Origin of the sequence: Streptomyces sp. DG2A-72, assembly GCF_030499575.1 — a bacterium.
In the GTDB taxonomy this organism is placed as follows: domain Bacteria; phylum Actinomycetota; class Actinomycetes; order Streptomycetales; family Streptomycetaceae; genus Streptomyces.
The window spans coordinates 6683886-6709975 of record NZ_JASTLC010000001.1 but is presented as its reverse complement, the minus strand read 5'-3'; the positions used below and the strand labels follow the sequence as shown (position 1 = coordinate 6709975).

23 protein-coding genes are annotated in these 26090 nt (G+C 68.0%); 10 read left to right on the top strand and 13 right to left on the bottom strand.

What is annotated here, in order from left to right; genetic code table 11:
- Nucleotides 1–6 precede the first annotated feature (6 nt).
- From QQY66_RS31935 to QQY66_RS31920, 4 genes are read right to left on the bottom strand one after another with little or no spacing between them, the layout of a single operon-like run.
- Entirely contained in the window at nt 7–135 is a 129-nt protein-coding gene (locus QQY66_RS31935) for a hypothetical protein (RefSeq protein WP_301983771.1), read from the bottom strand.
- A 7-nt stretch (nt 136–142) separates the two neighbouring features.
- Complete coding sequence (locus tag QQY66_RS31930; RefSeq protein WP_301983770.1) at nt 143–1120, bottom strand: ABC transporter permease; 978 nt, start codon at nt 1118–1120, stop codon at nt 143–145.
- A complete protein-coding gene (locus QQY66_RS31925) occupies nt 1113–2036 on the bottom strand; it encodes an ABC transporter permease (protein ID WP_301983769.1) in 924 nt (307 codons plus the stop codon). The genes QQY66_RS31930 and QQY66_RS31925 overlap by 8 nt, the downstream gene beginning before the upstream one ends.
- 6 nt (nt 2037–2042) lie before the next feature.
- Nucleotides 2043–3671, bottom strand: a complete 1629-nt coding sequence (locus QQY66_RS31920) for an ABC transporter substrate-binding protein (protein ID WP_301983768.1) — start codon at nt 3669–3671, stop codon at nt 2043–2045.
- Between the two features lie 396 nt (nt 3672–4067).
- Between QQY66_RS31920 and QQY66_RS31915 the strand changes: the two genes are divergently transcribed.
- The 6 genes from QQY66_RS31915 to QQY66_RS31890 are packed head-to-tail and all read left to right on the top strand — an operon-like array spanning nt 4068 to nt 9828.
- Nucleotides 4068–5810, top strand: a complete 1743-nt coding sequence (locus tag QQY66_RS31915; RefSeq protein WP_301987563.1) for an ABC transporter substrate-binding protein — start codon at nt 4068–4070, stop codon at nt 5808–5810.
- Nucleotides 5811–5815: 5 nt separating this feature from the next.
- Nucleotides 5816–6844, top strand: coding sequence for an ABC transporter permease (locus QQY66_RS31910; protein WP_301983767.1), 1029 nt, complete (start codon nt 5816–5818; stop codon nt 6842–6844).
- Entirely contained in the window at nt 6841–7734 is an 894-nt protein-coding gene (locus QQY66_RS31905) for an ABC transporter permease (protein WP_301983766.1), read from the top strand. Before QQY66_RS31910 ends, QQY66_RS31905 begins: the two co-directional genes overlap by 4 nt.
- Nucleotides 7731–7874 (top strand): hypothetical protein, encoded by a 144-nt coding sequence (locus QQY66_RS31900; protein ID WP_367667006.1) that lies wholly within the window; start codon nt 7731–7733, stop codon nt 7872–7874. Before QQY66_RS31905 ends, QQY66_RS31900 begins: the two co-directional genes overlap by 4 nt.
- Nucleotides 7871–8836: an ABC transporter ATP-binding protein gene (locus tag QQY66_RS31895; RefSeq protein WP_301983765.1), complete on the top strand. Its 966-nt coding sequence runs from the start codon at nt 7871–7873 to the stop codon at nt 8834–8836. Before QQY66_RS31900 ends, QQY66_RS31895 begins: the two co-directional genes overlap by 4 nt.
- Nucleotides 8725–9828: an ABC transporter ATP-binding protein gene (locus tag QQY66_RS31890; protein ID WP_301983764.1), complete on the top strand. Its 1104-nt coding sequence runs from the start codon at nt 8725–8727 to the stop codon at nt 9826–9828. The genes QQY66_RS31895 and QQY66_RS31890 overlap by 112 nt, the downstream gene beginning before the upstream one ends.
- Before the next feature lie 63 nt (nt 9829–9891).
- Here QQY66_RS31890 and QQY66_RS31885 read toward each other — a convergent pair whose 3' ends face one another.
- From QQY66_RS31885 to QQY66_RS31850, 8 genes are all read right to left on the bottom strand, one after another.
- A complete protein-coding gene (locus QQY66_RS31885; RefSeq protein ID WP_301983763.1) occupies nt 9892–11040 on the bottom strand; it encodes an ABC transporter ATP-binding protein in 1149 nt (382 codons plus the stop codon).
- The gene (locus QQY66_RS31880; protein ID WP_301983762.1) at nt 11033–12082 is read right to left on the bottom strand and encodes an ABC transporter ATP-binding protein; all 1050 of its coding nucleotides are present in this window, start codon (nt 12080–12082) and stop codon (nt 11033–11035) included. Before QQY66_RS31880 ends, QQY66_RS31885 begins: the two co-directional genes overlap by 8 nt.
- Nucleotides 12083–12093: 11 nt before the next feature.
- Nucleotides 12094–13038, bottom strand: coding sequence for an ABC transporter permease (locus QQY66_RS31875; protein WP_301983761.1), 945 nt, complete (start codon nt 13036–13038; stop codon nt 12094–12096).
- Nucleotides 13031–13963 (bottom strand): ABC transporter permease, encoded by a 933-nt coding sequence (locus QQY66_RS31870; RefSeq protein ID WP_301983760.1) that lies wholly within the window; start codon nt 13961–13963, stop codon nt 13031–13033. Before QQY66_RS31870 ends, QQY66_RS31875 begins: the two co-directional genes overlap by 8 nt.
- A 140-nt stretch (nt 13964–14103) precedes the next feature.
- Nucleotides 14104–15729 (bottom strand): ABC transporter substrate-binding protein, encoded by a 1626-nt coding sequence (locus QQY66_RS31865; RefSeq protein ID WP_301983759.1) that lies wholly within the window; start codon nt 15727–15729, stop codon nt 14104–14106.
- A gap of 588 nt (nt 15730–16317) precedes the next feature.
- Nucleotides 16318–18225, bottom strand: coding sequence for a translational GTPase TypA (gene typA, locus QQY66_RS31860; protein WP_301983758.1), 1908 nt, complete (start codon nt 18223–18225; stop codon nt 16318–16320).
- Between the two features lie 167 nt (nt 18226–18392).
- Nucleotides 18393–18596, bottom strand: a complete 204-nt coding sequence (locus tag QQY66_RS31855) for a hypothetical protein (protein WP_301983757.1) — start codon at nt 18594–18596, stop codon at nt 18393–18395.
- 137 nt (nt 18597–18733) lie between these two features.
- Nucleotides 18734–20914 carry an ABC transporter family substrate-binding protein gene (locus QQY66_RS31850; RefSeq protein WP_301983756.1) on the bottom strand — a complete coding sequence of 727 codons (2181 nt, stop codon included), beginning with the start codon at nt 20912–20914 and terminating at the stop codon, nt 18734–18736.
- Between the two features lie 265 nt (nt 20915–21179).
- On the opposite strand from QQY66_RS31850, the gene QQY66_RS31845 reads away from it, so the two are divergent.
- From QQY66_RS31845 to QQY66_RS31830, 4 genes are read left to right on the top strand one after another with little or no spacing between them, the layout of a single operon-like run.
- Nucleotides 21180–21470 carry a hypothetical protein gene (locus QQY66_RS31845; protein ID WP_301983755.1) on the top strand — a complete coding sequence of 97 codons (291 nt, stop codon included), beginning with the start codon at nt 21180–21182 and terminating at the stop codon, nt 21468–21470.
- Between the two features lie 44 nt (nt 21471–21514).
- The gene (locus QQY66_RS31840; RefSeq protein ID WP_301983754.1) at nt 21515–22351 is read left to right on the top strand and encodes a hypothetical protein; all 837 of its coding nucleotides are present in this window, start codon (nt 21515–21517) and stop codon (nt 22349–22351) included.
- On the top strand, nt 22351–24279 hold the full coding sequence (locus QQY66_RS31835; protein WP_301983753.1) for a fumarate reductase/succinate dehydrogenase flavoprotein subunit: 1929 nt from the start codon (nt 22351–22353) through the stop codon (nt 24277–24279). Before QQY66_RS31840 ends, QQY66_RS31835 begins: the two co-directional genes overlap by 1 nt.
- Nucleotides 24276–25043, top strand: a complete 768-nt coding sequence (locus QQY66_RS31830) for a succinate dehydrogenase/fumarate reductase iron-sulfur subunit (RefSeq protein ID WP_301983752.1) — start codon at nt 24276–24278, stop codon at nt 25041–25043. Before QQY66_RS31835 ends, QQY66_RS31830 begins: the two co-directional genes overlap by 4 nt.
- Nucleotides 25044–25049: 6 nt before the next feature.
- Here QQY66_RS31830 and QQY66_RS31825 read toward each other — a convergent pair whose 3' ends face one another.
- Nucleotides 25050–25973, bottom strand: coding sequence for a class I SAM-dependent methyltransferase (locus QQY66_RS31825; RefSeq protein ID WP_301983751.1), 924 nt, complete (start codon nt 25971–25973; stop codon nt 25050–25052).
- Between the last annotated feature and the right edge of the window lie 117 nt (nt 25974–26090).

The following is a 26090-nucleotide window of genomic DNA, read 5'->3' as shown; positions in this document are numbered from 1 at the left end:
GCGGCCTCACCTCAGCTTCGGATCGAGGGCGTCGCGGACCGCGTCGCCGAGCATGAAGAGCACGCCGGCCGTGACGGCGGGCGCGCACAGATGCCACGAGGGCAGGGCCCGCTCAACCCGCGCAGTCGGGACCATCGCCCCCTCACCTCAGCTTCGGATCGAGGGCGTCGCGGACCGCGTCGCCCAGCATGATGAACGCGAGGACGGTGAGGGCGAGGGCGCCGGAGGGCCACAGCAGGGCGTGGGGGGCATTGCGGATGTAGGGGGAGGCGGCGGAGATGTCGATGCCCCAGCTGACCGTCGGGGGTTTCAGGCCTACGCCCAGGTACGACAGGGTCGCCTCCAGCGCGATGTACGTGCCGAGCGCGATGGTCGCGACGACGATCACCGGTGCTACGGCGTTGGGTGTGATGTGGCGCAGCAGCAGGCGGGAGTTGGAGGCGCCGAGGGCGCGGGCGGCCTGGACGTAGTCGTTCTGCTTGGCGGTGATGACGGAGCCGCGGGCGATGCGGGAGATCTGCGGCCAGCCGAGCAGCACCATGAACCCGATGACCGGCCAGATGGTGCTGCTGGTGACCACCGACAGCAGCACCAGACCGCCCAGCACGACCGGGATCGCGAAGAAGATGTCGGTGATCCGGGACAGGAACGAGTCCCAGACCCCGCCGAAGAACCCGGCGAGCCCGCCCAGCACGCTGCCGAGGATCGCGACGCCGAGCGTGGCGCACACACCGACCGCGACGGAGTTCCGGGCGCCGTACACGGTGCGCGTGTAGACGTCGCAGCCCTGACCGTCGTAGCCGAAGGGATGGCCGGGCTGTGAGCCCTCCTGGGCCTTGGCGAGGTCGCATTTGAGGGGGTTGCCGGAGGCGATGGCCGAAGGCCAGAGCGAGATGACGACCAGGAACAGGATGACCAGCCCGGCGATGATGAAGACGGGGTTGCCGCGCAGGTCGCGCCAGGCGTCGGACCAGAGGGAGCGGGGTTTGCCCTGAGGTCCGGTGCCTTCCGGGCCACCCGGCGTCTGCTGCAGCGTCTCCGCCTCGCCGGCCGCGAGGTCCATCGCGCCTCCCATTCCGGTGCCGGCGATGGCGCCCTGGGGCTCCTTCGGTTCAGGCATAGCGGATCCTCGGGTCGAGTACGGCGTACAGGAGGTCCACGAGCAGGTTGGCCACCAGGAAGACCAGGACGAGGACGGTCACGAAGCCGACGACGGTCTGGGTGTTCTGGCGGAGGATGCCCTGGTAGAGCTGGTAGCCGACGCCATGGATGTTGAAGATCCGCTCGGTGACGATCGCGCCGCCCATCAGTGCGCCGATGTCGGTGCCGATGAAGGTGACGACGGGGATGAGCGAGTTGCGCAGCAGGTGCTTGGTGATGACCCGGCGCCGGGGCAGGCCCTTGGCGATCGCCGTACGGACGTAGTCGGACGTCTTGTTCTCCGCGATGGAGGTGCGGGTCAGGCGGGTGACGTACGCGAGGGAGACCGAGGCGAGGACCAGGCCGGGCACGATCAGCTCGTCGAAGGTCGCGTCCGTGGAGACGGACGGTTTGATCCAGCCCCACTCGACGCCGAGGAGCAGCTGGAGCAGCAGGCCGGTGACGAAGGTGGGGACGGAGATCACGACGAGGGTGATCAGGAGGACGGAGGTGTCGATCGGACGGCCGCGGCGCAGGCCCGTCACCACGCCCAGGGTGATGCCGATGACGATCTCGAAGAGGATGGCGACGATCGTCAGGCGGATGGTCACCGGGAACGCCGACGACATCAGCTCGGTGACGGGCTGGCCGTTGAAGGCGGTGCCGAAGTCGCCGGTGAAGACGTTGCCCATGTAGGTCAGGTACTGCTGCACGACCGGCTTATCGAGGCCGAACTCCTTCCTCAGCTGCGCGGCCGTCGCCGGGTCGCACTGCCGGTCGCCGCACAGGCCCGCGATGGGGTCGCCCATCACGTTCACCATCAGGAAGATCAGCAGCGTGGCTCCGATGAAGACCGGGATCATCTGGAGCAGCCGCCGGGCGACGTACCGTCCCACGGCGGTTCAGCTGACCTTGATCTCGTTGTAGACAGGGACGCTGAACGGATTGAGCTTCACGTCCGACAACCGCTCGGAGAAGCCGGCGCTGCCGTTCTGGTACCAGAGCGGAATGGCGGCCATGTTGTCCCGTACGACTTCCTCGGCGTCCTGGAAGAGACCCACGGCCTTCGTGGTGTCGGTCTCGGCGTTGGCCTGGTCGACGAGCTTGTCGAAGTCCTTGTTGGACCACTTGCCGTCGTTGGAGGAGGCGTTGGTGTAGTAGAGCGGCTGGAGGAAGTTCTGGATGAGCGGGTAGTCCATCTGCCAGCCCGCCCGGAACGGGCCGCTCATCTTCAGGTCGGTGATCTGGCTGCGGAAGTCGGCGAAGGTTCCGACCGGGTTGCCGACGCAGGCCCGGTCGTTGCCGAGGGCGTTGTTGATGGAGTTGCAGACGGCGTCGACCCACTGCTTGTGGGAGCCGGTGTCCGCGTTGTACGTGATCTTGACCTGTCCGCCGGGAAGCCCGCCGCCCTCCTCGATGAGCTTCTTCGCCTCCGCGGCGTCGTACTCGCAGGCGTCACCGCACGGGCCTTCCTTGAAGCCGCCGTCCTCGCCGAGGACCGGGGAGGTCCAGTCGGTGGCCGGTGTGCGGGTCTTCTGGAAGATGGTGTTGGTGATCTGATCGCGGTCGATGGCCCGGGACAGGCCCGTACGGACCTTCTCCATCCCGGGCTTGTTCCAGTTCTTGTCGTAGAACGGGAACGCGAGGGTCTGGATGATGCCGGCGGGCGTGTTGAGGTAGCGGTCGCCGAGGTCGGCCTTGACGTTCTTCAGCTGGGACGCCGGAACGTCGTCGACGAGGTCGAGGTTGCCGGCCATCAGGTCGGTGTAGGCGGTGTTGTTGTCGGTGTAGACCTTGAGGTCGACGCCGCCGTTCTGTGCCTTGTCCGCACCGGGGTAGGCGTCCCAGGCGCGCAGCGACATCTGCGAGCCCTTGGTGTACGAGTCGATGGTGTACGGGCCGTTGCCGACGGGCTTGCTGAGCCAGGCGGCGTGGTCGTCGAAGAACGCCTGCGGGAGCGGGGCGTAGGCGGGGTAGCCGAGGGTGTCGGGGAAGGTCGAGAACTTCTGGCTGAGCTTGACGGTGAAGGTCCTGTCGTCGACGACCTTCAGGCCGGAGAGGGTGTCCGCGGACTGCTTGCTGCCGTCCTCCGGGTGCGTCTTGTCGTAGCCCTCGATATAGCCGAAGAAGTACGCGTTCTTCTGGTTGTTCTTCAGGCTGGCGCCGTAGTTCCAGGCGTCGACGAAGGACTTCGCGGTGACCTTCTCGCCGTTGCTGAAGGTCCAGCCGTCCTTGATGGTGATGGTGAAGTTCTGCGAGTCGGACGTCTCGATCTTCTCGGCGAGCATGTCGCTCGCCTCGCCGGTCTCGGGGTCGTAGCGCTTCAGTCCCCGGAAGATCATGTCGAGGACCTTGCCGCCCTGCACCTCGTTGGTGTTGGCGGGCTCCAGCGGGTTCTGCGGGTCACCCCAGGAGGAGGAGAGCACCGCGCCGCTGTCACTGCCGCCGCCGCTGTCCCCTCCGCAGGCCGTCGCCGCGAGCGCTGCCGCCGCCGCGCATGCGACCCACTTGGCGTGCGTGGCTCCGCGCATGGAGTGCCTCCTCGTGAGGACCGAGTCAGGGTCCGAGTCAAGGTCCGGTGAAGTTCCGAGTGAAGGTCCGACCCTTACCGGCCAATATCGGCCCGGAATGGATCACTCGCACGTCAGCGCCATCCGTCCGGGTGCACACTTGGCCCAAACAGGCCGTCAGCCCCTCACCAGGGACGCTTCACCGGTCTGGACCTCTGGGGCATGAGGCATATCAACTTGTTGTTTCCGCAGGCCACCAGGGTTGCAGGCGCCATTGACGGCCCCGGAGCGGCGCTGATAGACACCGGAAAACTGTCCGCCTGTGCGAGCGATGACGCGAGGTCAGGTTCCATGCAGCTGAAGAGACATGTCAGACTCCGGACCCGCATTCCCCTGATGGTCGCCGCACTCCTCACGATGTCGGCGGTCCTGGTACCCCAGCCCGCCACCGCCGCGGACGACAAGAAGGTCCTCACCGTCGCCGTCTCGCAGAGCGTGGACTCGCTGAGCCCCTTCCTGGCGAACCGTCTGGTCAGCACCAGCATCTTCCGGCTGATGTACGAGTACCTCACCAACTACGACCCCAAGGACGCCCACGCGATCCCGGGTCTCGCCACCAGGTGGACACCGTCCGCGGACAAGCTCACCTGGACGTACACGATCCGCTCCGGCACCAAGTGGTCGGACGGCAAACCGGTCACCGCCGAGGACGCCGCCTGGACGTTCAACAAGATGATGACCGACGAGAACGCCGCGACCGCGAACGGCAGCTTCGTCTCCAACTTCAAGAAGGTGACGGCCACCAACCCCACCCAGCTCGTCATAGAGCTGAACAAGCCGCAGGCCACGATGGCCGCCCTCGATGTGCCGATCGTGCCCAAGCACATCTGGGAGAAGGTCAAGGACTTCTCCAAGTTCAACAACGACAAGGACCTCCCCGTCGTCGGCAACGGCCCGTACGTCCTCACCGGCTACAAGGCCGACAGCTACGTACGCCTGGAGCCCAACAAGAGCTTCTGGCGCGGCGCCCCGAAGTTCGACGAGCTGCTGTTCAAGTACTACAAGGACGGTGACGCCGCCGTGGCGGCCCTGCAGAAGGGCGAGGTGTCCTTCTTCGGCGACCTGACGCCCGCTCAGGCGTCCGCGCTCAAGGGCCAGCAGGACATCAAGGTCAACGACGCGCCCGGGCGCCGCTTCTACGCCCTCGCCACCAACCCGGGCGCCCGCGCCGCGAACGGCGAGAAGTTCGGCAACGGCGACCCCTCCCTGCTGGACCAGCGGGTACGGCACGCGCTGTTCATGGCGGTCGACCGTACGACCATCATCGACAAGGTCTTCCAGGGCCACGCCGTGAAGGGCGAGGGCTACATCCCGCCGCGCTTCTCGACGTACTACTGGAAACCGTCGGCCGACCAGGAGATCGCCTACGACCCCGCGAAGGCGGACCAGCTCCTGGACCAGGCGGGCTACAAGAAGAACGGCGACGGCAAGCGGGTCGGCAAGGACGGCAAGCCGATCAACTACCGCGTCCTGTGCCACGCCACCGAACCCGAGGACAAGGCCGTCGGCCAGTACCTCAAGGAGTGGTGGGCCGACCTCGGCATCGGCATCACGCTCGACTGCCTGGACAACGTGAGCGACCCCTGGCTCGCCGGCGAGTACGACCTCGCCTTCGACGGCTGGTCCGTCAACCCCAACCCGGACTTCGTGCTGTCGATCCACACCTGCGGCGCCCTGCCCGCGACCCCGGACGACGTGGGTGCGACCGACAACTTCATCTGCGACAAGACCTACGACAAGCTCTACGCCCAGCAGCTCGCCGAGTACGACCCGGCCAAACGGGCCGACCTCGTCAAGCAGATGGAGTCCCGGCTGTACGACCTCGGGTACATGAACGTCATGGCATACCCGAACGCGGTCGAGGCCTACCGCACGGACCAGATCGAGTCGATCACCACCATGCCGGAGAAGGCGGGCAACATCTTCGGTCAGGACGGCTACTGGAGCTGGTGGTCGGCGGTACCGGCCGCGTCCGGCTCCGACGACTCGTCGAGCTCGACGGGCGTGGTCGTGGGCATCGTGGCCGGAGCCGTGGTCCTCGTGGGTGCGGGCGTGTTCTTCGGGCTGCGTCGGCGGGCGACCGCCGACGACCGTGAGTAGCGTCCATGGCCACTGACACGGCAGCCGCGGCGGCGCCGAAGAAGGCCGAGCGCCCGGGCACGGGGTATCTCCGCTACGGGGCGGGCAAGGTCGGCGGCGCCGTGGTCTCGCTCTTCGCCGTCCTGGTCACCAGCTTCTTCCTGTTCCGGCTGATCCCCGGTGACCCGGTGAAGCACATGACCGGCGGCCGTCAGGTGTCGAACGAGCAACTGGCCGCGTATCGCCGGGAGTTCGGCCTCGACCTGCCGTTGTGGGAGCAGTTCGCTGACTACTGCGGCAAGGCGCTCACCGGCGACCTGGGCACGTCGTACCAGTTCCGGGCTCCTGTCATCGACAAGATCACCGAGGCGCTGCCGAACACGCTGATTCTTACGGGGACGGCCTTCGTCCTGTACACGGCGCTGGGCATCTTCCTCGGCACTCGCTCGGCATGGCGGCGCGGCGGGCTGGGCGACCGCCTGAACACGGGCCTGGCGCTCACGTTGTACTCCATCCCCTCCTTCTGGCTCGGCCTGCTGCTCATCATCGTGTTCGCGGTGGGCATCGGCCCGATCCCGGGCCTGTTCCCGACCGGTGGCATGGAGTCGGGGGGCGAGGAGGGCTTCGCGTACGTCATCGACGTCGCCCACCATCTCGTACTGCCGGTGATCACCCTGGTCGCGGTCGAGTACGGCCAGACGCTGCTCGTCACCCGCTCGGCGCTGCTGGACGAGATGGGCAGCGACTATCTGACGACCGCGCGCGCCAAGGGCCTCCGGGACGACCTGGTGCGGCGGCGGCACGCCGTGCCCAACGCGATGCTGCCGACCGTGACGCTGATCTTCGTGAACCTGGGCCGGACGGTCGCGGGCGTGATCCTCGTGGAGACCGTCTTCTCGTGGCCGGGGCTGGGCGGGCTCTTCTACCAGGCGCTGAGCGTGCCAGATCTCCCCCTGGTCCAAGGCCTGTTCTTCGTCTTCGCGGCGGCGGTGGTCGTGATGAACACGGTGGCGGATCTGGTCTATCCGCTGCTCGACCCGAGGGTGGGCCGATGACGACGGCTGCCGCGCTCAGCCGGCAGCGGCGGCGGGACTCCGCCGCCCGCTTCTGGAAGCAGTACCGGACGCACCGCGCGGGCCTGCTGGGCCTGGCCGCGCTCGCCCTCTTCGTTCTGGTCGCGCTGACCGCGCCGCTGACGGTCGGCTCCGACGTCGCGAGCGTGACCGACGCGCCGGGCAACCCGATGGAGAGCCCGAGCGCCGAATTCCCGCTGGGCACCGACCGGTTCGGGCGCGATCTGCTGGGCCTGCTGGTGTGGGGCTCGCGCGTCTCACTGCTGGTGGGTCTGCTGGCGGCAGTGCTGTCGGTGCTGATCGGCGGGCTCGTCGGCATCACGGCCGGGCACTTCCGCGGACCGTACGCCACCGTGGTCATGCGGATCACGGACTGGTTCCTGGTGATGCCGACGCTGGTGCTGGCGATCGCGCTGGCCACGGTGATGTCCCGGTCGCTCGGTACGGTCGTGCTGGCGATCGGCGTGACGATCTGGCCGACGACGGCGAGGCTGGTGCGGGCGCAGACACTGGCCGTCGAATCACGGCCGTACATCGAACGCGCGAAGGCACTCGGCGGCGGGCACTGGCACATCATGTCGAGGCACGTCCTGCCGAACGTCATGCCGCTGATCCTGGCCCAGACGACCTTGATGATCTCCACCTCCATCCTCGCCGAGGCCACACTCGCCTTCCTGGGCCTGGGCGATCCGACGGTGGTCTCCTGGGGCGGCATGCTCCAGGAGGCGCGTGAGGCAGGCGCGGTCAGCTCCGGCGACTGGTGGTACCTGGTGCCGCCGGGGATCGCGATCGCGGTGGTGGCGCTGGCGTTCACACTGTGCGGGCGTGCCGTGGAGACCGTGCTCAACCCGAGGCTGGGGGTGGCCCGTTGACGCTGCTCGAAGTCCGGAACCTGGAGGTCACCTACCCCAGCGAGGCGGACGCGGTGCGGGGCGTCGACCTGACACCGGCGGCGCGGCCGAAGCACGGCATCACGGACGAGTCCGGGTGCAGCAAGGAGGCGACCCAGTGACACTGCTCGAAGTCCGGAACCTGGAGGTCACCTACCCCGGCGGGGCGGACGCGGTGCGGGGCGTCGACCTGACGCTGGCCGCCGGGCAGAAGCTCGGCATCGCGGGCGAGTCCGGGTGCGGCAAGTCGACGCTGGCACTGGCGCTGCTGAGACTGCTGCCGGCCGGGACCAGGATCAGCGGATCGGTGCTGCTGGACGGCGAGGACGTGCTCACCATGAAGTGGGGGCGGGTGCGGGCGGTGCGCTGGGCCGGCGCCTCGATCGTCTTCCAGGGGGCGATGCACTCCCTCAACGCCGTCCACCGCATCGGCGACCAGATCGCCGAGCCGATCCTGCTGCACGGCGGGGGTACCGCGGCGGCGGCGCGGAAGAGGACGGGCGAGCTGCTGGAGCACGTGGGCCTTCCGGCGGCCAGGGCGAGCGCGTACCCGCACGAACTGTCCGGTGGCCAACGGCAGCGGGTGATGATCGCCATGGCACTGGCCTGCGACCCCCTGCTGGTCGTCGCCGACGAGCCGACCACCGCCCTCGACGTGATGATCCAGGCGCAGATCCTGCGGCTCATCGAGGGCCTCGTCGCCGAGCAGGACCTCGGCCTCATCATGATCAGCCACGACCTGGCCGTCCTCGCCGACACCTGCGACCGGCTCGCCGTGATGTACGCGGGCCGCGTGGTCGAGGAGGGACCGGCCCAGGAGGTCCACGAGCACGCGCGGCACCCGTACGCCGAGGCCCTGTCCTCCGCGTTCCCCCGCATCGGCGACCCGTCGTCGCGCTTCGCGCCACGCGGCCTGGCGGGTGACCCACCGGACCCCTCGGACCTCCCCTCCGGGTGTGCGTTCCATCCCAGATGCGGGGTGGCCCTGACGGAGTGCGCGTCGCAGGACCAGGCGCTGCGGGAGGCGGGGCCGGGGCGGAGGGCGGCGTGTGTGCATGTGACGGACGCGAGGAGCCGCACGTGAAGACGAGTACATCCCCGCCCCTGCTCACCGCCGAAGGCCTGCACGTCACCTTCCCCGGCCGCCATGGTGCCGCTTCCGCCCGGGCCGTGGACGGTGTCGACCTCGACATCAGGGCCGGGGAGATCGTGGCGCTGGTCGGCGAGTCGGGGTGCGGCAAGACGACGCTGGCGCGGGCGCTGCTCGGGCTGGTGACTCCGACGGCGGGGCGCGTCGGCTTCGCCGGGAAGCCGCTGTCGTACACCTCCCGGGCGCTCAAGTCCTACCGCCGGCGCGTGCAGTTGGTGCTCCAGGACCCGTCCGGCTCGCTGAACCCACGGCACACCGTGTACGACGCGGTGGCGGAGGGCCTGCGGATCCATGGCTACGACGGTGACGAGCGGGAGGCGGTGACGCAGGCCCTCTCCCGGGCCGGACTGCGCCCACCCGAGCGCTTCTTCCTGCGCTACCCGCACGAGTTGTCCGGCGGCCAGCGGCAACGCGTGGTGATCGCGGGAGCGCTGGTCCTGAACCCCGAACTGATCATCGCGGACGAACCGGTGGCCTCACTCGACGCCTCCGTACGCGGCGAGATCCTCGCCCTGCTGCTACGGCTCCGCGACGAACTGGGCCTGGCGGCGCTGGTGGTGACCCACGACCTCGGCCTGGCGTGGAACATCGCCGACCGGGTCGCGGTGATGTACCTGGGCCGGATCGTGGAGACGGGCGCTGTCGAGGACGTCCTGACAGCACCTCAACACCCGTACACCCAGGCCCTGCTGTCCGTCGTCCCCGAGGCCCCCGGCACCCCGGTGGTCCTGACCGGCGAGCCCCCCGACCCCTCCCGCATCCCCTCCGGCTGCCGCTTCCACGCCCGCTGCCAGATCCTGGCGAACGGCGAGGCGGAGGCAGCGGGCGTCGCGGACGCGTGCCGGACGCGGGATCTGGAGGTGCTGGGCGGGGGTGGTGGGGCGCAGGTGGCTTGTCATTGGGCGCGGGCGCGGGTCACGACGTAGCGGTGTGAAAACGCCGGTTCCCGGCACCCTGGATGAGGTGCCGGGAACCCGTGTGGAGGTGGATCACGCCGCGTGGACGACGTCCTTCTCCTCGGCGAAGTGGCAGGCCGACTCGTGGGCAGCCGGGGTGTCCTCGCTGCGGAACCGCTCGGGGACGGCGAGGAGGGGGACCTCTTCGGCGCACTTGTCCTGCGCCTTCCAGCAGCGGGTGCGGAAGCGGCAGCCGGAGGGCGGGTTGGCCGGGGACGGGACGTCGCCGGTGAGGATGATCCGCTCGCGGTGGTCGCGGGCGTCCGGGTCCGGGACGGGGACCGCGGAGAGCAGCGCCTGGGTGTAGGGGTGCGTCGGGTGGTCGTAGATCTGCTCGTCCGTGCCGATCTCGGCCATCTTCCCGAGGTACATCACCCCGACCCGGTCCGAGATGTGCCGGACGATCGACAGGTCGTGCGCGATGAAGATGTAGGAGAGGTTGAACTCGTCCTGCAACCCCTCCATCAGGTTGATGACCTGCGCCTGGACCGACACGTCGAGGGCCGACACCGGCTCGTCGCAGATGATGATCTCCGGGTTGAGAGCCAACCCCCTCGCGATGCCGATGCGCTGGCGCTGGCCGCCCGAGAACTGGTGCGGGTAGCGGTTGATGTACTCCGGGTTCAGGCCGACGACGTCCAGCAGGTCCTGGACCCGCTTGCGCCGGTCGCCCTTCGGAGCCACCTCGGGGTGGATGTCGAAGGGCTCCCCGATGATGTCGCCCACCGTCATCCGCGGGTTCAGGGAGGTGTACGGGTCCTGGAACACCATCTGGATGTTCCGGCGGACCGCCTTCAGCGCGCGGCCGGACAGCTTGGTGATGTCCTGGCCCTTGTAGAAGATCTCGCCGGCGGTCGCCTTCTCCAGGTTCATCAGGAGCTTGGCGACCGTGGACTTGCCGCAGCCGGACTCGCCCACGATGCCCAGGGTCTCGCCCTGGTACAGGTCGAAGGAGATGCCGTCGACGGCCTTGACGGCGCCGATCTGCCGCTTGAACAGGATGCCCTGGGTGAGCGGGAAGTGTTTCACCAGGTTGCGCACCTGGAGGATCGGCTCGCCGCGTTCGACCGGGGCCTCGATGGCCGCGACGGCCTCCGACTCGGTGTCGGCGGCCACGGTCTCCACCTCGGAGACGTTCGGCGTGGCGTCCTGCGGCTCGTCGTTCTTGCCGATCTCAGCCATGGATCGTCTCCTTCCAGAAGTGGCAGGCCGAACCGCGGCCCACCAGTTCGGTGCCGTCCTGCTCGGTGACCGGCTTGAGGTCCGGGATCTCCGTACGGCACAGGTCCGTCGCCTTGGGGCAGCGCGGGTTGAAGGCGCAACCGGACGGAATGCGCAGCAGGTTGGGCGGCAGACCCTTGATCGCGTAGAGCTCCTGGCCCTTCTGGTCCAGGCGCGGGATCGAGTCCAGCAGACCCCGCGTGTACGGGTGCGCGGGGCGCCTGTACAGCTCGTGCACCGGGGCACGCTCCACGATCCGGCCCGCGTACATCACGGCGATCTTGTCCGCGACGTCGGCGACCACACCGAGGTCGTGGGTGATCAGGATCAGGCCCATGTTGTACTCGCGCTGCAACTCCGCGAGCAGATCCATGACCTGGGCCTGAACGGTCACGTCGAGGGCCGTGGTCGGCTCGTCGGCGATGATCAGATCCGGCTCCAGGGCCAGCGCCATGGCGATCATGATGCGCTGGCGCATACCGCCGGAGAACTGGTGCGGGTAGTCGCCCACCCGCGCCGCGGCGGCCGGGATCTTCACCCGGTCCATCAGCTCGATCGCCTTGGCCTTGGCGTCCTTCTTGGACAGGCCCTGGTGGACGCGGAACATCTCACCGAGCTGGTAGCCGACGCTGAGCACCGGGTTCAGCGAGCTGAGCGCGTCCTGGAAGATCATGGCGATCTTCTGTCCCCGGATCTTGCGGCGCTCCTCGCCCGACATGGTCAGCATGTCCTGGCCACGGAAGAGGATCTCGCCCTTCGGGATCCGCGCCGGGGGCATGTCGAGGATGCCCATGATGGCCTGCGCGGTCACGGACTTGCCGGAGCCGGACTCGCCGAGCACGGCGAGGGTCTCGCCCGCGCTGACGGTGTAGTTGACGCCGTTGACGGCCTTGGCCAGGCCCTCGCGGGTGTGGAACTCGACGTGCAGGTCACGCACTTCGAGCAACGGGGAGCCGTCGCCGTCGCGGGGCGAGGGCACGGCTGTTTCTTCGATGACGGTCACGTACGCCTCCCTCAGCGCATCTTCGGGTCGAGGGCGTTGCGTACGGCCTCACCGAGCATGATGAACGCCAGCACCGTGATGCTGAGCATGATCGACGGGTAGAGCATGATCCACTGGGCCACGCGGATCTGGTTGCCGCCGTCGGAGATGTCGTTGCCCCACGAGGCGCCGGTGAGCCCCAGGCCCAGGAAGGACAGCGTGGCCTCGGCCGTGATGTAGACGCCGAGCGAGATGGTGGCGACGACGATCACCGGGGCCAGGGTGTTCGGCAGGATGTGCCGGAACATGATCCGCGGGGTGCTCGCGCCGAGGGCCTTGGCCGCCTGCACGTAGTCGGACTGCTTGGTGGTGATCACCGCACCGCGCATCACCCGGGAGATCTGCGTCCAGCCGAAGAAGCCCAGTGCGCCGATGACGATCCAGGGCGTGCGCTCCGTGAAGGAGTTGAGGAAGACCATGGTGCCGAGCAGGAACGGAATACCGAAGAACACGTCCGTCAGCCGCGACAGGATCGAGTCGACGACGCCGCCGAAGTAACCGGCGATCATGCCGACCGTGCCGCCCACCAGCGTGACGACCAGGGTGGTGCCGAAGCCGACGGCTATGGAGGCCCGGGTGCCGTAGATGACACGGGCGTACACGCTGCGGCCCTGCTGGTCGTAGCCGAGCCAGTCGGGCGAACCGATCTCACCCAGCTTGGGCTTCTGCAGGTAGTGCTTGGACAGGTCGCCGAGGATCGGCTGCGCGCTGGTGAACCACCCGGGGAAGAAGGTGATCAGCAGCAGGATGAAGATCAGCGCGCTGGAGATGATGAAGATCCAGCTGCGGCGCAGGTCGGCCCAGGCGTCGCCCCAGAGGCTGCGGCCCTTCTCCGGTTTGGAGTCCGGCAGCGTCACCGCGGGCGTCGGGCCGCCCTGTACAGCCCTCTTGACATCGGTCTTGGTCACATCAGGCATAGCGAATCCTCGGGTCAAGGACCGCGTAGAGCAGGTCGACGAGCAGGTTGGCAAGGAGATAGACGAGGACGAGGATCGTCACCAGGCCGACCAGAGTGGTGCCCTCTCGGCGTACGAGGGACTCGTAGATCGTGCCGCCCACTCCCTGGATGTTGAACAGGCCCTCGGTGACGATGGCGCCACCCATCAGCGCACCGATGTCGGTACCCAGGTAAGTGATCACGGGGATCAGCGAGTTGCGCATGACGTGGACGCCCACCACACGGCTCCTGGGCAGCCCCTTGGCGATCGCAGTGCGGACGTAGTCCGCACGCCGGTTCTCGGCAATCGAGGTCCGGGTCAGCCGGGTCACATAGGCCAGTGACGCCGTCGCCAGGACGATGGCCGGCATCAGCAACTGGCCGTAGTTCGTCGAGTCATTGACGTTCGGGTCCAACCAGTGGAGCTGCTCGGCGAAGACCAGCTTGCAGATGAAGCCGAGGACGAAGATCGGAATCGAGATGAACAGCAGCGTGATCACGAGGATCACGTTGTCGGTGAGCCGCCCTGCGCGCAGGCCCGCCAGCACGCCCAGAGCGATGCCCAGGACGGCCTCGATGGCGAAGGCCAGCGATGCGAGGCGCAGGGTCACCGGGAAGGCATCGCCCAGTACGTCCGTGACGGGCCGTCCGCTGGCGATCTGCGTGCCGAAGTCGCCATGCAGGATCATGTCCTTCATGTAGTTCCAGTACTGCACCAGGATCGGCTGGTCCAGGCCGTACTCATGTCTCAGCGCCGCGATGACCCGCGGATCACCGGCCTTGTCGCCGAAGAGCCCGCGCACGGGGTCACCGGGCAGGGCGTAGACCATGAGAAAGATCAGCAGAGTTGTCCCGATGAACACCGGGATCATCTGGAGCAGTCGTCGTGCGACGTAGCGCCCCATTGTGCCTCCATGTCAGTCACGGCGGGCAGCCAACGGGCCCTTTCCCCACGCATCACCTGAAGATGCGGGTGGAAAGGGCCCCCCGGCCGCTGCCGTTCCCCGGGCGGGTCACGCCGCGCCCGGGACAACGGTCGTTGCGGTTACTTCTTGACCTGAACGCCGGTCAGGATCGGGTCGCCGTCCTGGGCGTACTTGACGCCGGTGACCTTCTCCGAGAAGCCCGCGTTGACCTTGTAGTACCAGAGCGGAATGCTCGGCATGTACTCAGGCAGCTTCTTCTCCAGCTGCTGGTACAGCTTCTCCGACTCCTCCTCCGTCTTGGCGGCGTCGGCGTCCTTGATCAGCTTGTCGATCTCCGGGTTGGAGAAGCCGCTCTGGTTGCCGGACGAGTTGGTGCCGAACAGGTCACGCAGGAAGTTCGCGTTGAACGGGTAGTCGAGCACCCAGCCGGAGCGGTACATCGACTTGACTTCCTTCGCGTCACGCGCCTGGAGGTCGGCCTGGAAGTCGGCCTTCGAGTCACCAGTGCACGCCACGCCGACGGCCTTGGTGATGGAGCCGCAGACCGCCTCCACCCACTCCTTGTGACCGCCGTCCGCGTTGTACTGGATGGAGATCTTGTTGCCCGGAACGCCGCCGCCCTCCTTGATGAGCGCCTTGGCCTTGGCCGGGTCGTAGGTGAAGATGTCGGTGCCCAGGCTCGGCTGGTAGCCGAGGACGCCCTTGGCGACCCAGCCGGTGGCGGGCTCGCGGGTGCCCTGGAGCACCGTCTTGGTGATGGTGTTGCGGTCGATCGCCATCGACAGGCCCTGGAGGACCTTGGGGTCGATGCCCTTCCACTGCTTGGTGTAGAAGGCGGGGGCGATCGTCTGGATCGCGGAGTAGGCCTGGTCGACAGCGCGGTCGCCGAGGTCCTGCTTGTAGACGGGCAGGTCACGGGGGGCGATCTGGCGCAGGACGTCGACGTTGCCGGACTTCAGGTCCTCGTAGGCCGTCTCCAGGTTGGTGTAGTTCTTGAAGATCACACCACCGTTCTTGGCCTTGTTCGGTCCCTGGTAGTCGTCGTTGCGGACGACCTCGATCTGCTTCTTGTGGTCCCAGCTGACGAACTTGTAGGGGCCGTTGCCGATCGGCTTCTCGCCCGCGGCCTTCGGGTCCTTGTAGAAGGACTCGGGCAGCGGGGAGAAGACCTCGTAGCCCAGCTTGTACACGAAGTACGGGATCGGGCTGGTGAGGGTGATGGTGAAGGTGTTGTCGTCGACGACCTTCAGGCCGGACATCTCGGTGGCCTTCGGCTTGCCCTTCTCGGGGGCGACGTCGGCGTAGCCCTGGATGTCCGAGAACCAGAAGCTGTTGGTCTGCTTGTTGGCCGGGGCGGCGGCCCAGTTCCACGCCTTGACGTAGGACTCGGCGGTCACGGGGGTGCCGTCGTGGAACTTCCAGCCGGGCTTCAGCTTGACCGTGAACGTCTTGTTGTCGGTGGTGTCCACCGACTGGGCGTTCATCATGACGATCTTGCCGGACGAGTCGTAGTCGACGAGCCCGGTGAACAGCGCCCGGGTGACGATGCTGCCGTTGGACTCCATGGTGTTGGCCGGCTGCAGCGGGTTCTGCGGCTCACCCACCTCGATCGAGAACTTGCCGTTCGGATCGACGGCGGCGTTGCTGTCATTGCCGCTGTCGCCGTCACTGCCACCACAGGCGGTCGCGGCCAGCGCCACAACCGCGGCTATCGCGACCCACTTGGCGCTCTTGGCACCACGCATGGGTTCCTCCTCATGAGTCCATTGGTTCACCGCAAGGGGGAGCACACGACACGCCACCGTCACCGGTGCCGGAGATAGTCAAGTGCCCCCACGCTCGTGAGTCGGCGCCGCCTGCAGCGCGTGACCCGTTAGTCCGAGCTCTACGCGCCTAACTATCTGCCATGGGCCGATGGCCGAACCACACCCTCAAGGTCTCGGTTCGATCACACCTGGCGCATACTTCTTCCAAAATCCGGACAAAGCGTTTGCCGAAAGATCCCTGCGAAACGGACTTGTTACACACCTATCGGTCGCAGGCGTCCGCATACCGGACGATCCGGAGGAGAAAACCAGTTGCGGTTACGGTGATCCATGCGCGGGGTGCCATCGGCATGCCCGCGAGGCCCGGACGCGCGGTCCTTGACGAGACGTCAGGACCAGAACGGGGCGCGTCGGCAGCAGGGTAAGCCGTTTCGTGTGGCCTGTGAGCTTCCTGAGTGAAGACGAGGGTTTTCCCTATGCCTTCTCTCTATGTCTGCTCGAACGCAGCCGCGCCGGGCCCCCTCCTCGGCGCGGAGGGGGCCCGGCGCGGTCGTACGGTGCGGAGGGTCAGCCGTGCTTGGCGCGGCTCGCGGCGCGGGCGCGCTCTCGGGCGTCCAGGTTCACCTTGCGGATGCGCACGGCCTCCGGGGTGACCTCGACACACTCGTCGTCGCGGCAGAACTCCAGGGACTGCTCCAGGGAGAGCTTGCGGGGCGGCACGATCGCCTCGAACGAGTCGGCCGAGGACGACCGCATGTTCGTGAGCTTCTTCTCCTTGGTGATGTTCACGTCCATGTCGTCGGAGCGCGAGTTCTCGCCGACGATCATGCCCTCGTACACCTCGGTACCCGGGTCGGTGAACAGCACGCCGCGCTCCTGGAGGTTGGTCATCGCGAAGGCGGTGACGGAACCGGCGCGGTCGGCGACCAGCGAGCCGTTGTTACGGGTCTGCAGGGTGCCGAACCAGGGCTCGAAGCCCTCGTGGATGGAGTGGCCGATGCCGGTGCCGCGGGTCTGGGTCAGGAACTCGGTCCGGAACCCGATGAGACCGCGGGACGGTACGACGAACTCCATGCGGACCCAGCCCGAGCCATGGTTGGACATGTTGTCCATCCGGCCCTTGCGGACGCCCATGAGCTGCGTGACCGCGCCCATGTGCTCCTCGGGCACGTCGATCGTCATGCGCTCGACCGGCTCGTACGTCTTGCCGTCGACCTCCTTGGTGACGACCTGGGGCTTGCCGATGGTCAGCTCGAAGCCCTCGCGGCGCATCTGCTCGACCAGGATGGCGAGCGCCAGCTCACCACGGCCCTGGACCTCCCAGGCGTCGGGACGCTCGGTGTCGAGGACGCGGAGCGAGACGTTACCGATCAGCTCGCGGTCGAGGCGGTCCTTGACCTGGCGGGCAGTGACCTTGCGGTCCTTGACGGCCGCCTTGTTGTCGGCGCCCTTGCCGGTGCCGCCGCGGCCGACCAGTGGCGAGGTGTTGGTGCCGATGGTCATGGAGATCGCGGGCTCGTCGACCGTGATCAGCGGGAGCGGGATCGGGTTCTCGGGGTCGGCGAGGGTCTCGCCGATCATGATCTCCGGGATACCGGCGACGGCACAGATGTCACCCGGGCCGGCCTTCTCGGCGGGCTTGCGGGTGAGCGCCTCGGTCATCATCAGCTCGGTGATGCGGACGCTGCTGATGTTCCCGTCACGCTTGATCCACGCGACCGTCTGCCCCTTCCGCAGCTCGCCCTGCTCGACGCGGAGCAGCGCGATACGGCCGAGGAAGTTGTCGGCGTCGAGGTTGGTGACATGGGCCTGGAGCGGGGCGGCCTCGTCGAAGGTCGGGGCCGGGATGTGCTCCAGGATGGTGGAGAAGAACGGCTCCAGGCTGGTGGAGTCGGCCGGCACCGTGCCGTTGTCCGGCTTAGTCAGCGAGGCGATGCCGTCACGGCCGCAGGCGTAGACGATCGGGAACTCGATCTGCTCCTCGTCCGCGTCCAGGTCGAGGAAGAGGTCGTAGGTCTCGTTGACGACCTCGTCGATACGGGCGTCCGGCCGGTCCGTCTTGTTGATGCAGAGGATGACGGGGAGGCGGGCCTGCAGGGCCTTGCGCAGCACGAAGCGGGTCTGCGGGAGGGGCCCCTCGGAGGCGTCGACGAGAAGAACGACCCCATCCACCATCGACAGACCGCGCTCGACCTCGCCGCCGAAGTCGGCGTGGCCGGGGGTGTCGATGATGTTGATGGTGATGACGTCGCCGCCATCCTTCGGGTGGTACTTCACGGCCGTGTTCTTGGCCAGGATCGTGATGCCCTTCTCACGCTCCAGGTCGTTCGAGTCCATCATGCGGTCGTCGAGGGACTCGGCGGCGTGCGCGGCGAAGGAGCCGGCCTGCTTGAGCATGGCGTCGACGATGGTCGTCTTGCCGTGGTCGACGTGGGCGACGATGGCTACGTTACGGATGTCGTGGCGCGTGGCCATGATGTGGCGTACTCCCGGAGTGGTGAGGACGGCCTACGCGTACGTCTGTGTCACGCGGGCCCTGCCGGGCTGAACATGCCACGGCCTTACCCCATCGTACGGGGATCCCGCGGTGAGGGCCTCCGCGGGACCGTGTGACCTGGGCACCGGAGTGCCTCCGTTCCTGGTCAGGCGCCTTTGGCGGCTGCCGAGTCCGCCCCGCGGCCGAGGCGTGCGGCTTCCTGTCCGGCGGTGTTGCCGTCGATCTCCGTCTTCGTATCGCATTCGAGGGTGCCGTCGACCGGGACGGTCCCACTTTCTGCGTGCCCGATGGGACAGCCCGAGATCCTGCCGCTGCTTTCGTACGGCCTCACCGAGGGCGAAACCGTCATCCGGTACCTCCCGATCGGATGCGCTGCGGCCAGTGCGTCGCGAGAACCAAGCACGCACTGTCTCCTTGACGTTGACCGTCAACCGGGCTGGTTCAAAGCTCCTCCTCGTCGCCGGAGCCCTCGCGGAACCGTGGGCCCTACTTTTCCGATGCGCTGGCCGATGCCCTAGCCCCCTTCTTCAAGAACCCCATGTCCTCATATACCGGCGTCTGGAAGCCGAAGGCCCCCGCGTTGACCACGCTCCTCTTCGCCGCCGTCAGTTGAGGGCGCTGGTACAGCGGAATCGACGCGGCGGTGGCCCAGATGCGGGAGTCGGCCTTGCGGATGAGGCTGCGGGACTCGGACTCGTCCAGTGTGGAGAGGGCCTGGTCGAAGAGCTGGTCGACCTGGTCGGTGCCGACGCGGGTGTAGTTCTGCTCGACGTTCAGGGAGCCGTCGGCGGCGGGGACGGGCTTGGCGTAGATGGGGCGGGCGTCGGTGGCGGGGAAGGCGGAGGAGGGCCAGGAGTAGAGGGCGAGGTCGTACTCGCCGGAGGCGATGTGGTCCTTGAAGTAGCTGTCGTCGGAGACCTTCTTCAGCTTGGTGCGGATGCCCACCCGGTCCAGCATCCGCCGGGTTCGGTCGGCCACCGTGCGGAGGGTCTCCGAGCCGTCGCCCGTTGGAAGGACGAAGGTGAGGGTGAGCGGCTTGCCGTTCTTCGCGAGCGGGCCGGCCGGCGCGGCGGCGGGAGCGGCGGTGCCCATGGGGGCGTACGCGCCGGGCGCACCGCCCTGCTTCAGCTGCTGCCTGCCGTCCTGGGCGAAGTGTTCCTTGCGCTTCTCGGGGTGCTTCTTCTCCCGGTCGGCCTCGCCCGGCGCCTTGCGGTCCGCCGCGCGCGCCTTGTTGTCCTCGCCGACGATGTGCGTCCCGTCGTCGCCGCCCTGTGACTCATCCTCGGACTTCCTTCCCTTGGAGCCGGCCGCCTTCTCGCCCTTCTCCTGCTGCTCCGTGACGGGCCCGCCCCGCACCCACCCGGCGTCCGCGAGCAGCGCCTGGGCCTCCTTGGTGTCCTGGCCGCCGAGGGCGTCGCTGTTGTCGGCGTAGGCGGGCTGGCCGGAGAGGGCGAGGTGGCTGCCGACGGGGACGGCGGGCAGGCCCAGCGGCTTGAGGACGGCCTTGGCCAGCTCCTCGCGGTCCAGGGCGCGGGCCACCGCGCGGCGGACGCGCTCGTCGGCGAGCGGGCCGTCGGCGCCGTTGAGGGCGAGCTGGGTGTAGGCGGGCTCGAAGGCCTTGCGGACCTCGAAGCCGCGCAGGGCCTTCGAGTCGTCCGAGTCGTCCGAGCCGTCGGGGCCCTGGAGCGGCGTGCCGGTGCCCTGCGGGCGGGCGGCGAGGACGATGCGGTGCGACAGGTCGGGCTCGATCTCGGCCAGGTCCAGCTTGCCCTCGGCCAGCTCGTCGGCGCGCTCGTCGCGCGGTACGGAGCGCAGCACGATCTGGGAGAGCTTGGCGGGCCGTCCCCACCAGCGCGGATTGCGGGTGAGGGTGATCCGGTCGGCCTTGCGGTCGATCTTCTTCACCATGAAGGGACCGGCCGTGACCTTGAGCTTGCGCCGCGCTCCGTCGTTGAAGGAGTCCGGCGTGCCCATGACCTCCTTCGGGTACAGCGGTGTGAACAGCGACCGCCAGTCGGCGTAGGGCCGGGCGAAGGTGACCTTGACCTCGAGGTCGTTGGCGCCGCGCTGGATCCGCTCGATGCGGTCGTAGCCGGCGTTGCGGGCGGTCCAGTAGGAGCTGTCCTTGCCGGACAGGGCGCGCCACTGGGCGGCGAAGTCGGCGGCGCCGATCTCCCGGCCGTTGCTCCACACGGCCTGCTGGTTGAGCTTGTAGAGGACGACCTGCTTGGGCTCGGTGTCGACGACCTTCGCGGACTCCAGGTACCCGGGGTTGATCCGCGGGCTCCCCTTCGCGTCCAGCCGGAACATCGACGGCAGGACGGCCTGGGCGACGCGGCTGGTGGTGGCGTCGGCGTCGGCCTGGAAGGTGTTCAGGGTCTCCGGTACGGAGTCCACGGCCCAGCGCAGGGTGCCGCCGTCGGCGACCTGGGCGCGGGCGGCGGGCGCGATGTCCTGCCCGGCGAGCGGTTTGCCGGCCGGGTCCTCGGAGCTGCATCCGGTGAGCGCGAGGGCGCTCGCGCTCAGGAAGGCCGTAGTGCCGCGAATGGCCGTCGATCGGCTGCGGGTCCGTCGTGGCTGGTCGCGCCCACCCGGCGGTAGCCGGAAATCGATCACAGTCCCGCGCCCCTTCGGGGCGCTGCCCAACCACAGCTCAGGGTGGGACATCTCTTACCTCCGAGGGCCACAGGGCGTTATGATCACTTTTGGCGGTATATGGAGCTGATCACACGTATGCGGTCACTGAAGAGGAAAGGGTTCGGCAACGCAGTGCGACACGGCGAGGTGGTGTCGGAAGCCCACCCACTCGGCCCAACGGACCTCAGCCAATCGGTGCACACGACTTCCCACCGGCAGGTGTGACGCGCAACACTCGCAGGCGCATGAACGTTGCCGCCCAGGGCCGCCCGGCCTACGGAAGTGAGGAAACGTCATGTCCGTGCACGACGAACTGACGTCCATCCAGCGCAGCCTCGACGACCTGTCCAGGGCCGTCAGCCGCCTGGAACAGCACATGGGCAGCGGCGGGCTGGACATCCGCCGGGTCCGCACCGACTGCGATCACCTGCGCGAGAGCGCCGCGCTGCTGAAGGAGGCGGCCTCCGCCCCCACGGCGCCCAAGCGCCCCGATCTCGTCACCATCCCCGACACCCCGTACGACGACTCTCTGTGGATCGACACGGACGACGAGGGACTCGGCGCCCGTGACCGCCACGCCCCCTGAACCCTCGAACCGTTCGAGCCGATCGAACCGACCGGAGTCATGAGTTGGCCACTGGTACGGAACCACCGACAACTGAACCCCATCCCGTCGGCGGCGGCGTACGCACCGGTACGCGCGCCGCGATCGACGCCCCGCATCTGCGGACCGACCGCTGGTGGCTGGCGCCCGCCGTCACCACGGCCGGTCTGCTCGCGTTCATCGTCTACTCGACGTGGCGGGCCTTCGCCGACGCGGACTACTACGCGGCGCCGTATGTCTCGCCGTTCTACTCCCCCTGTCTGGCGGAGCGCTGCGAGCCGATGCACGCCGGCCCCAACTGGGAGATCTTCGGCGGCTGGTGGGGCATCTCCCCCGCGATCATCATCCTGATCTTCCCGCTCGGTTTCCGCCTGACCTGCTACTACTACCGCAAGGCCTACTACCGGGGCTTCTGGGCCTCGCCCCCGGCCTGCGCGGTGGCGGAGCCGCACAAGAAGTACTCGGGTGAGACCCGCTTCCCGCTGATCCTGCAGAACCTCCACCGGTACTTCTTCTACGCCGCGATCCTGGTCGCCGGGATTCTGACGTACGACACCGTGCTCGCCTTCCGCGACGAGAACTACGAGTGGGGCCACATGGGCCTCGGCACGCTCGTCTTCCTGGTCAACATCGTGCTGATCTGGGCGTACACGATCTCCTGCCACTCCTGCCGGCACATCGTCGGCGGCAAGCTCAAGCACTTCTCCAAGCATCCCGTGCGCTACCGCATGTGGCAGTGGGTGGGGAAGCTGAATGACCGTCACATGCTGCTCGCCTGGGCGTCGTTGGTGAGCGTGGCGCTCGCCGACTTCTACGTCTATCTCGTCGCGTCCGGCGCCTTTGATGATCCGAGGTTTTTCTGATGTCCGTGGTGGACCGACAGGAGTGGGACGTCGTCGTGGTCGGCGCCGGGGGCGCAGGCCTCAGGGCGGCGATCGAGGCGCGCGAGCGGGGCGCCCGTACGGCCGTGATCTGCAAGTCGTTGTTCGGCAAGGCGCACACGGTGATGGCGGAGGGCGGCATCGCCGCCGCGATGGCCAACGCGAACCCGCACGACAACTGGCAGGTGCACTTCCGTGACACCCTGCGCGGCGGCAAGTTCCTCAACCAGTGGCGGATGGCCGAGCTGCACGCCCAGGAGGCGCCGGATCGCGTGTGGGAGCTGGAGACCTGGGGCGCCCTGTTCGACCGTACGAAGGACGGCCGGATCTCGCAGCGCAACTTCGGCGGCCACGAGTACCCGCGCCTCGCCCACGTCGGCGACCGCACCGGCCTGGAGCTGATCAGGACGCTCCAGCAGAAGATCGTCTCCTTGCAGCAGCAGGACAAGAAGGAGACCGGGGACTACGAGTCCCGCCTGAAGGTCTTTCAGGAGTGCACGGTCACCCGGGTGCTGAAAGACGGCAATCGAGTCTCCGGGGCCTTCGCCTACGACCGTGAGACCGGCCGTTTCTTCGTTCTGGAAGCGCCCGCTGTCGTGATCGCGACGGGCGGGATCGGCAAGTCCTTCAAGGTGACGTCGAACTCGTGGGAGTACACGGGCGACGGACATGCGCTGGCGCTGCTCGCGGGCGCGCCCCTGCTGAACATGGAGTTCGTGCAGTTCCACCCGACGGGCATGGTCTGGCCGCCGTCGGTGAAGGGCATCCTCGTCACGGAGTCGGTGCGCGGCGACGGAGGGGTGCTGCGCAACTCCGACGGCAAGCGGTTCATGTTCGACTACATCCCCGACGTCTTCAAGGAGAAGTACGCCGAGTCGGAGGAGGAGGGCGACCGCTGGTACGACGACCCGGACAACAACCGGCGCCCGCCTGAGCTGCTTCCGCGCGACGAAGTCGCCCGCGCGATCAACTCCGAGGTGAAGGCGGGCCGCGGCTCTCCGCACGGCGGCGTGTTCCTGGACGTGTCGACGCGGATGCCCGCCGAGGTGATCAAGCGACGGCTGCCGTCCATGTACCACCAGTTCAAGGAGCTGGCCGACGTCGACATCACGGCGGAGGCGATGGAGGTCGGGCCGACCTGTCACTACGTGATGGGCGGCATCGCGGTCGAGTCCGACACGGCGGCCACGCGCGGGGTGCCGGGGCTGTACGCGGCCGGTGAGGTGGCCGGCGGTATGCACGGCTCCAACCGGCTGGGCGGCAACTCGCTCTCCGACCTGCTGGTGTTCGGACGCCGGGCGGGCTGGCACGCGGCGGAGTACGCGGCGGCGCAGGCCTTCGAGCGCCCGCCGGTGGACGACGTCCAGATCGACTCGGCGGCGGCGGAGGCACTGCGCCCGTTCTCCGCGGAGGGCCCCGAAGAGGGCACGCCGGAGAACCCGTACACCCTCCACCAGGAACTCCAGCAGACCATGAACGACCTGGTCGGCATCATCCGCCGCGAGGGCGAGATGCAGCACGCGCTGGACAAGCTCGCCGAGTTGCGCGTACGGGCCCGGCGGGCCGGTGTCGAGGGGCACCGCCAGTTCAACCCGGGCTGGCATCTCGCCCTGGACCTGCGGAACATGCTGCTGGTCAGCGAATGCGTGGCACGGGCGGCGCTGGAGCGCACCGAGTCACGCGGCGGCCACACCCGCGAGGACCATCCGACGATGGACCGCAAGTGGCGCAACATCAACCTGCTGTGCCAACTGGCCGACCCCTCCGGCGGGTTGGCGGCCACGGACCCGGTGCGCGGTCAGATCGACCTGCTGCGCGAGACCACCGAACCCATCCGCTCCGACCTGCTCGCCCTCTTCGACAAGGAGGAGCTGGTCAAGTACCTCGCCGAAGAGGAGCTCTACGAGTGAGCAGCTACGAGGCCCGCTTCAAGGTGTGGCGGGGTGACATCAAGGGCGGCGGCCTGGAGGACTTCAAGGTCGAGGTCAACGACGGCGAGGTGGTCCTGGACATCATCCACCGCCTCCAGGCCACCCAGGCGCCCGACCTGGCCGTCCGCTGGAACTGCAAGGCGGGCAAGTGCGGTTCGTGCTCGGCGGAGATCAACGGCCGGCCCCGGCTGATGTGCATGACCCGCATGTCCGTCTTCACGCCGGACGAGACGATCACGGTCACGCCCCTGCGCGCGTTCCCGGTCGTCCGCGACCTCGTCACGGACGTCGGCTTCAACTACACCAAGGCGCGCGAGATCCCGTCCTTCGTACCGCCCGACGGTCTCGGGCCGGGCGAGTACCGGATGATGCAGGAGGACGTGGACCGCTCCCAGGAGTTCCGCAAGTGCATCGAGTGCTTTCTGTGCCAGGACACCTGCCATGTCGTCCGCGACCACGAGGAGAACAAGCCGGCGTTCGCCGGGCCCCGCTTCCTCATGCGGGTCGCGGAGCTCGACATGCACCCGCTGGACGCCGCAGCCGAGTCCGGCCTGGACCGCAAACGCACCGCCCAGGACGAACACGGTCTCGGCTACTGCAACATCACCAAGTGCTGCACGGAGGTCTGCCCCGAGGGCATCAAGATCACGGACAATGCGCTGATCCCGTTGAAGGAACGAGCGGTCGACCGCAAGTACGACCCCCTGGTGTGGCTCGGGAACAAGATCCGGCGGCGTTCCTGAGGCGTACTACGCCTGGGCTCGCAGATACCCCGAGTGGGCCACCTGACCCAGGTACGTGAACCGGGTGTCCGTGGTCATGTGCTTCTCGAAAGCCTCCTTGATCCCGGGCCACTTGGGGTGCCCGAAATCGTCGAGTACGACGATGCCGCCGGGCGCGACGATCTGCTCGGCCCACTCCAGGTCGGCGGCGACACCGGCGGCGGAGTGGTCACCGTCGACGATGATCACGCCGTAGGCGCGGTCGGCGACCAGGGCACGCACCTCGGGGTCCTCCGAGAAGCCCTGCTGGATCCGGGCGGCGGCACCGGCCGCGCCCGCGAGGGCCAGATTGGTGCGTACGGCGGCGCCGTTCACCGGGGTGCCGGAGGCGTCGGTGCCCATGGTGGCGCCGGGCTGCAGCTGCGTTCCGGCGAGCGGATCGACGATGGTCAGGCTGGGCGCACGCCCGGCCCGCTCCATCATCCGGATGAGAGCGGCACCGAACATCCCGTACAGCGTGCCGATTTCAAGGATCTCGTCGTTCGGCGGGTCGAGCAGCGGTACGGCGGACAGCTTGCCGACGATGTTCATCGTGCCGCCCGCGATACGGCCGACGCCGAGCGCCTCCATCGCGATGAGCAGCCGGAACGCCTGGGCCACACTGCGCTCGGCGGCATCCCTGTCCCCGCCGGACACCTCCGCCAACTCCGCGATGGTGCGGTTGAGATGGGGCGCCGACGGCAGCCGCGACGCGCCCCGTCCGGTCCCGTCGAAGAACAGCTCCAGTGGCCGCTGACGGTTACGCAGCTTCTTCAGTTCCTCCTGCGTCACGTCGGCCCGGGCGGACTCCTCGACGACACGGCGGACTTGACGTTCGATGCGCTGGTCGATGAGTTCGGCGATCGGGCGCAGTGCGCGCCGGGCGGCCTTGCTGGTGATTAGCGCTCGCATAAATGTGCGACCTCACAGGGATAGGAGATGTGGACCCTAGGGGCGCCACAGCACATTCACAACAAACTGAAGGACCCTTGCGGGGAAAGGCCGCATGACAAAAAGGCAACGGAACGG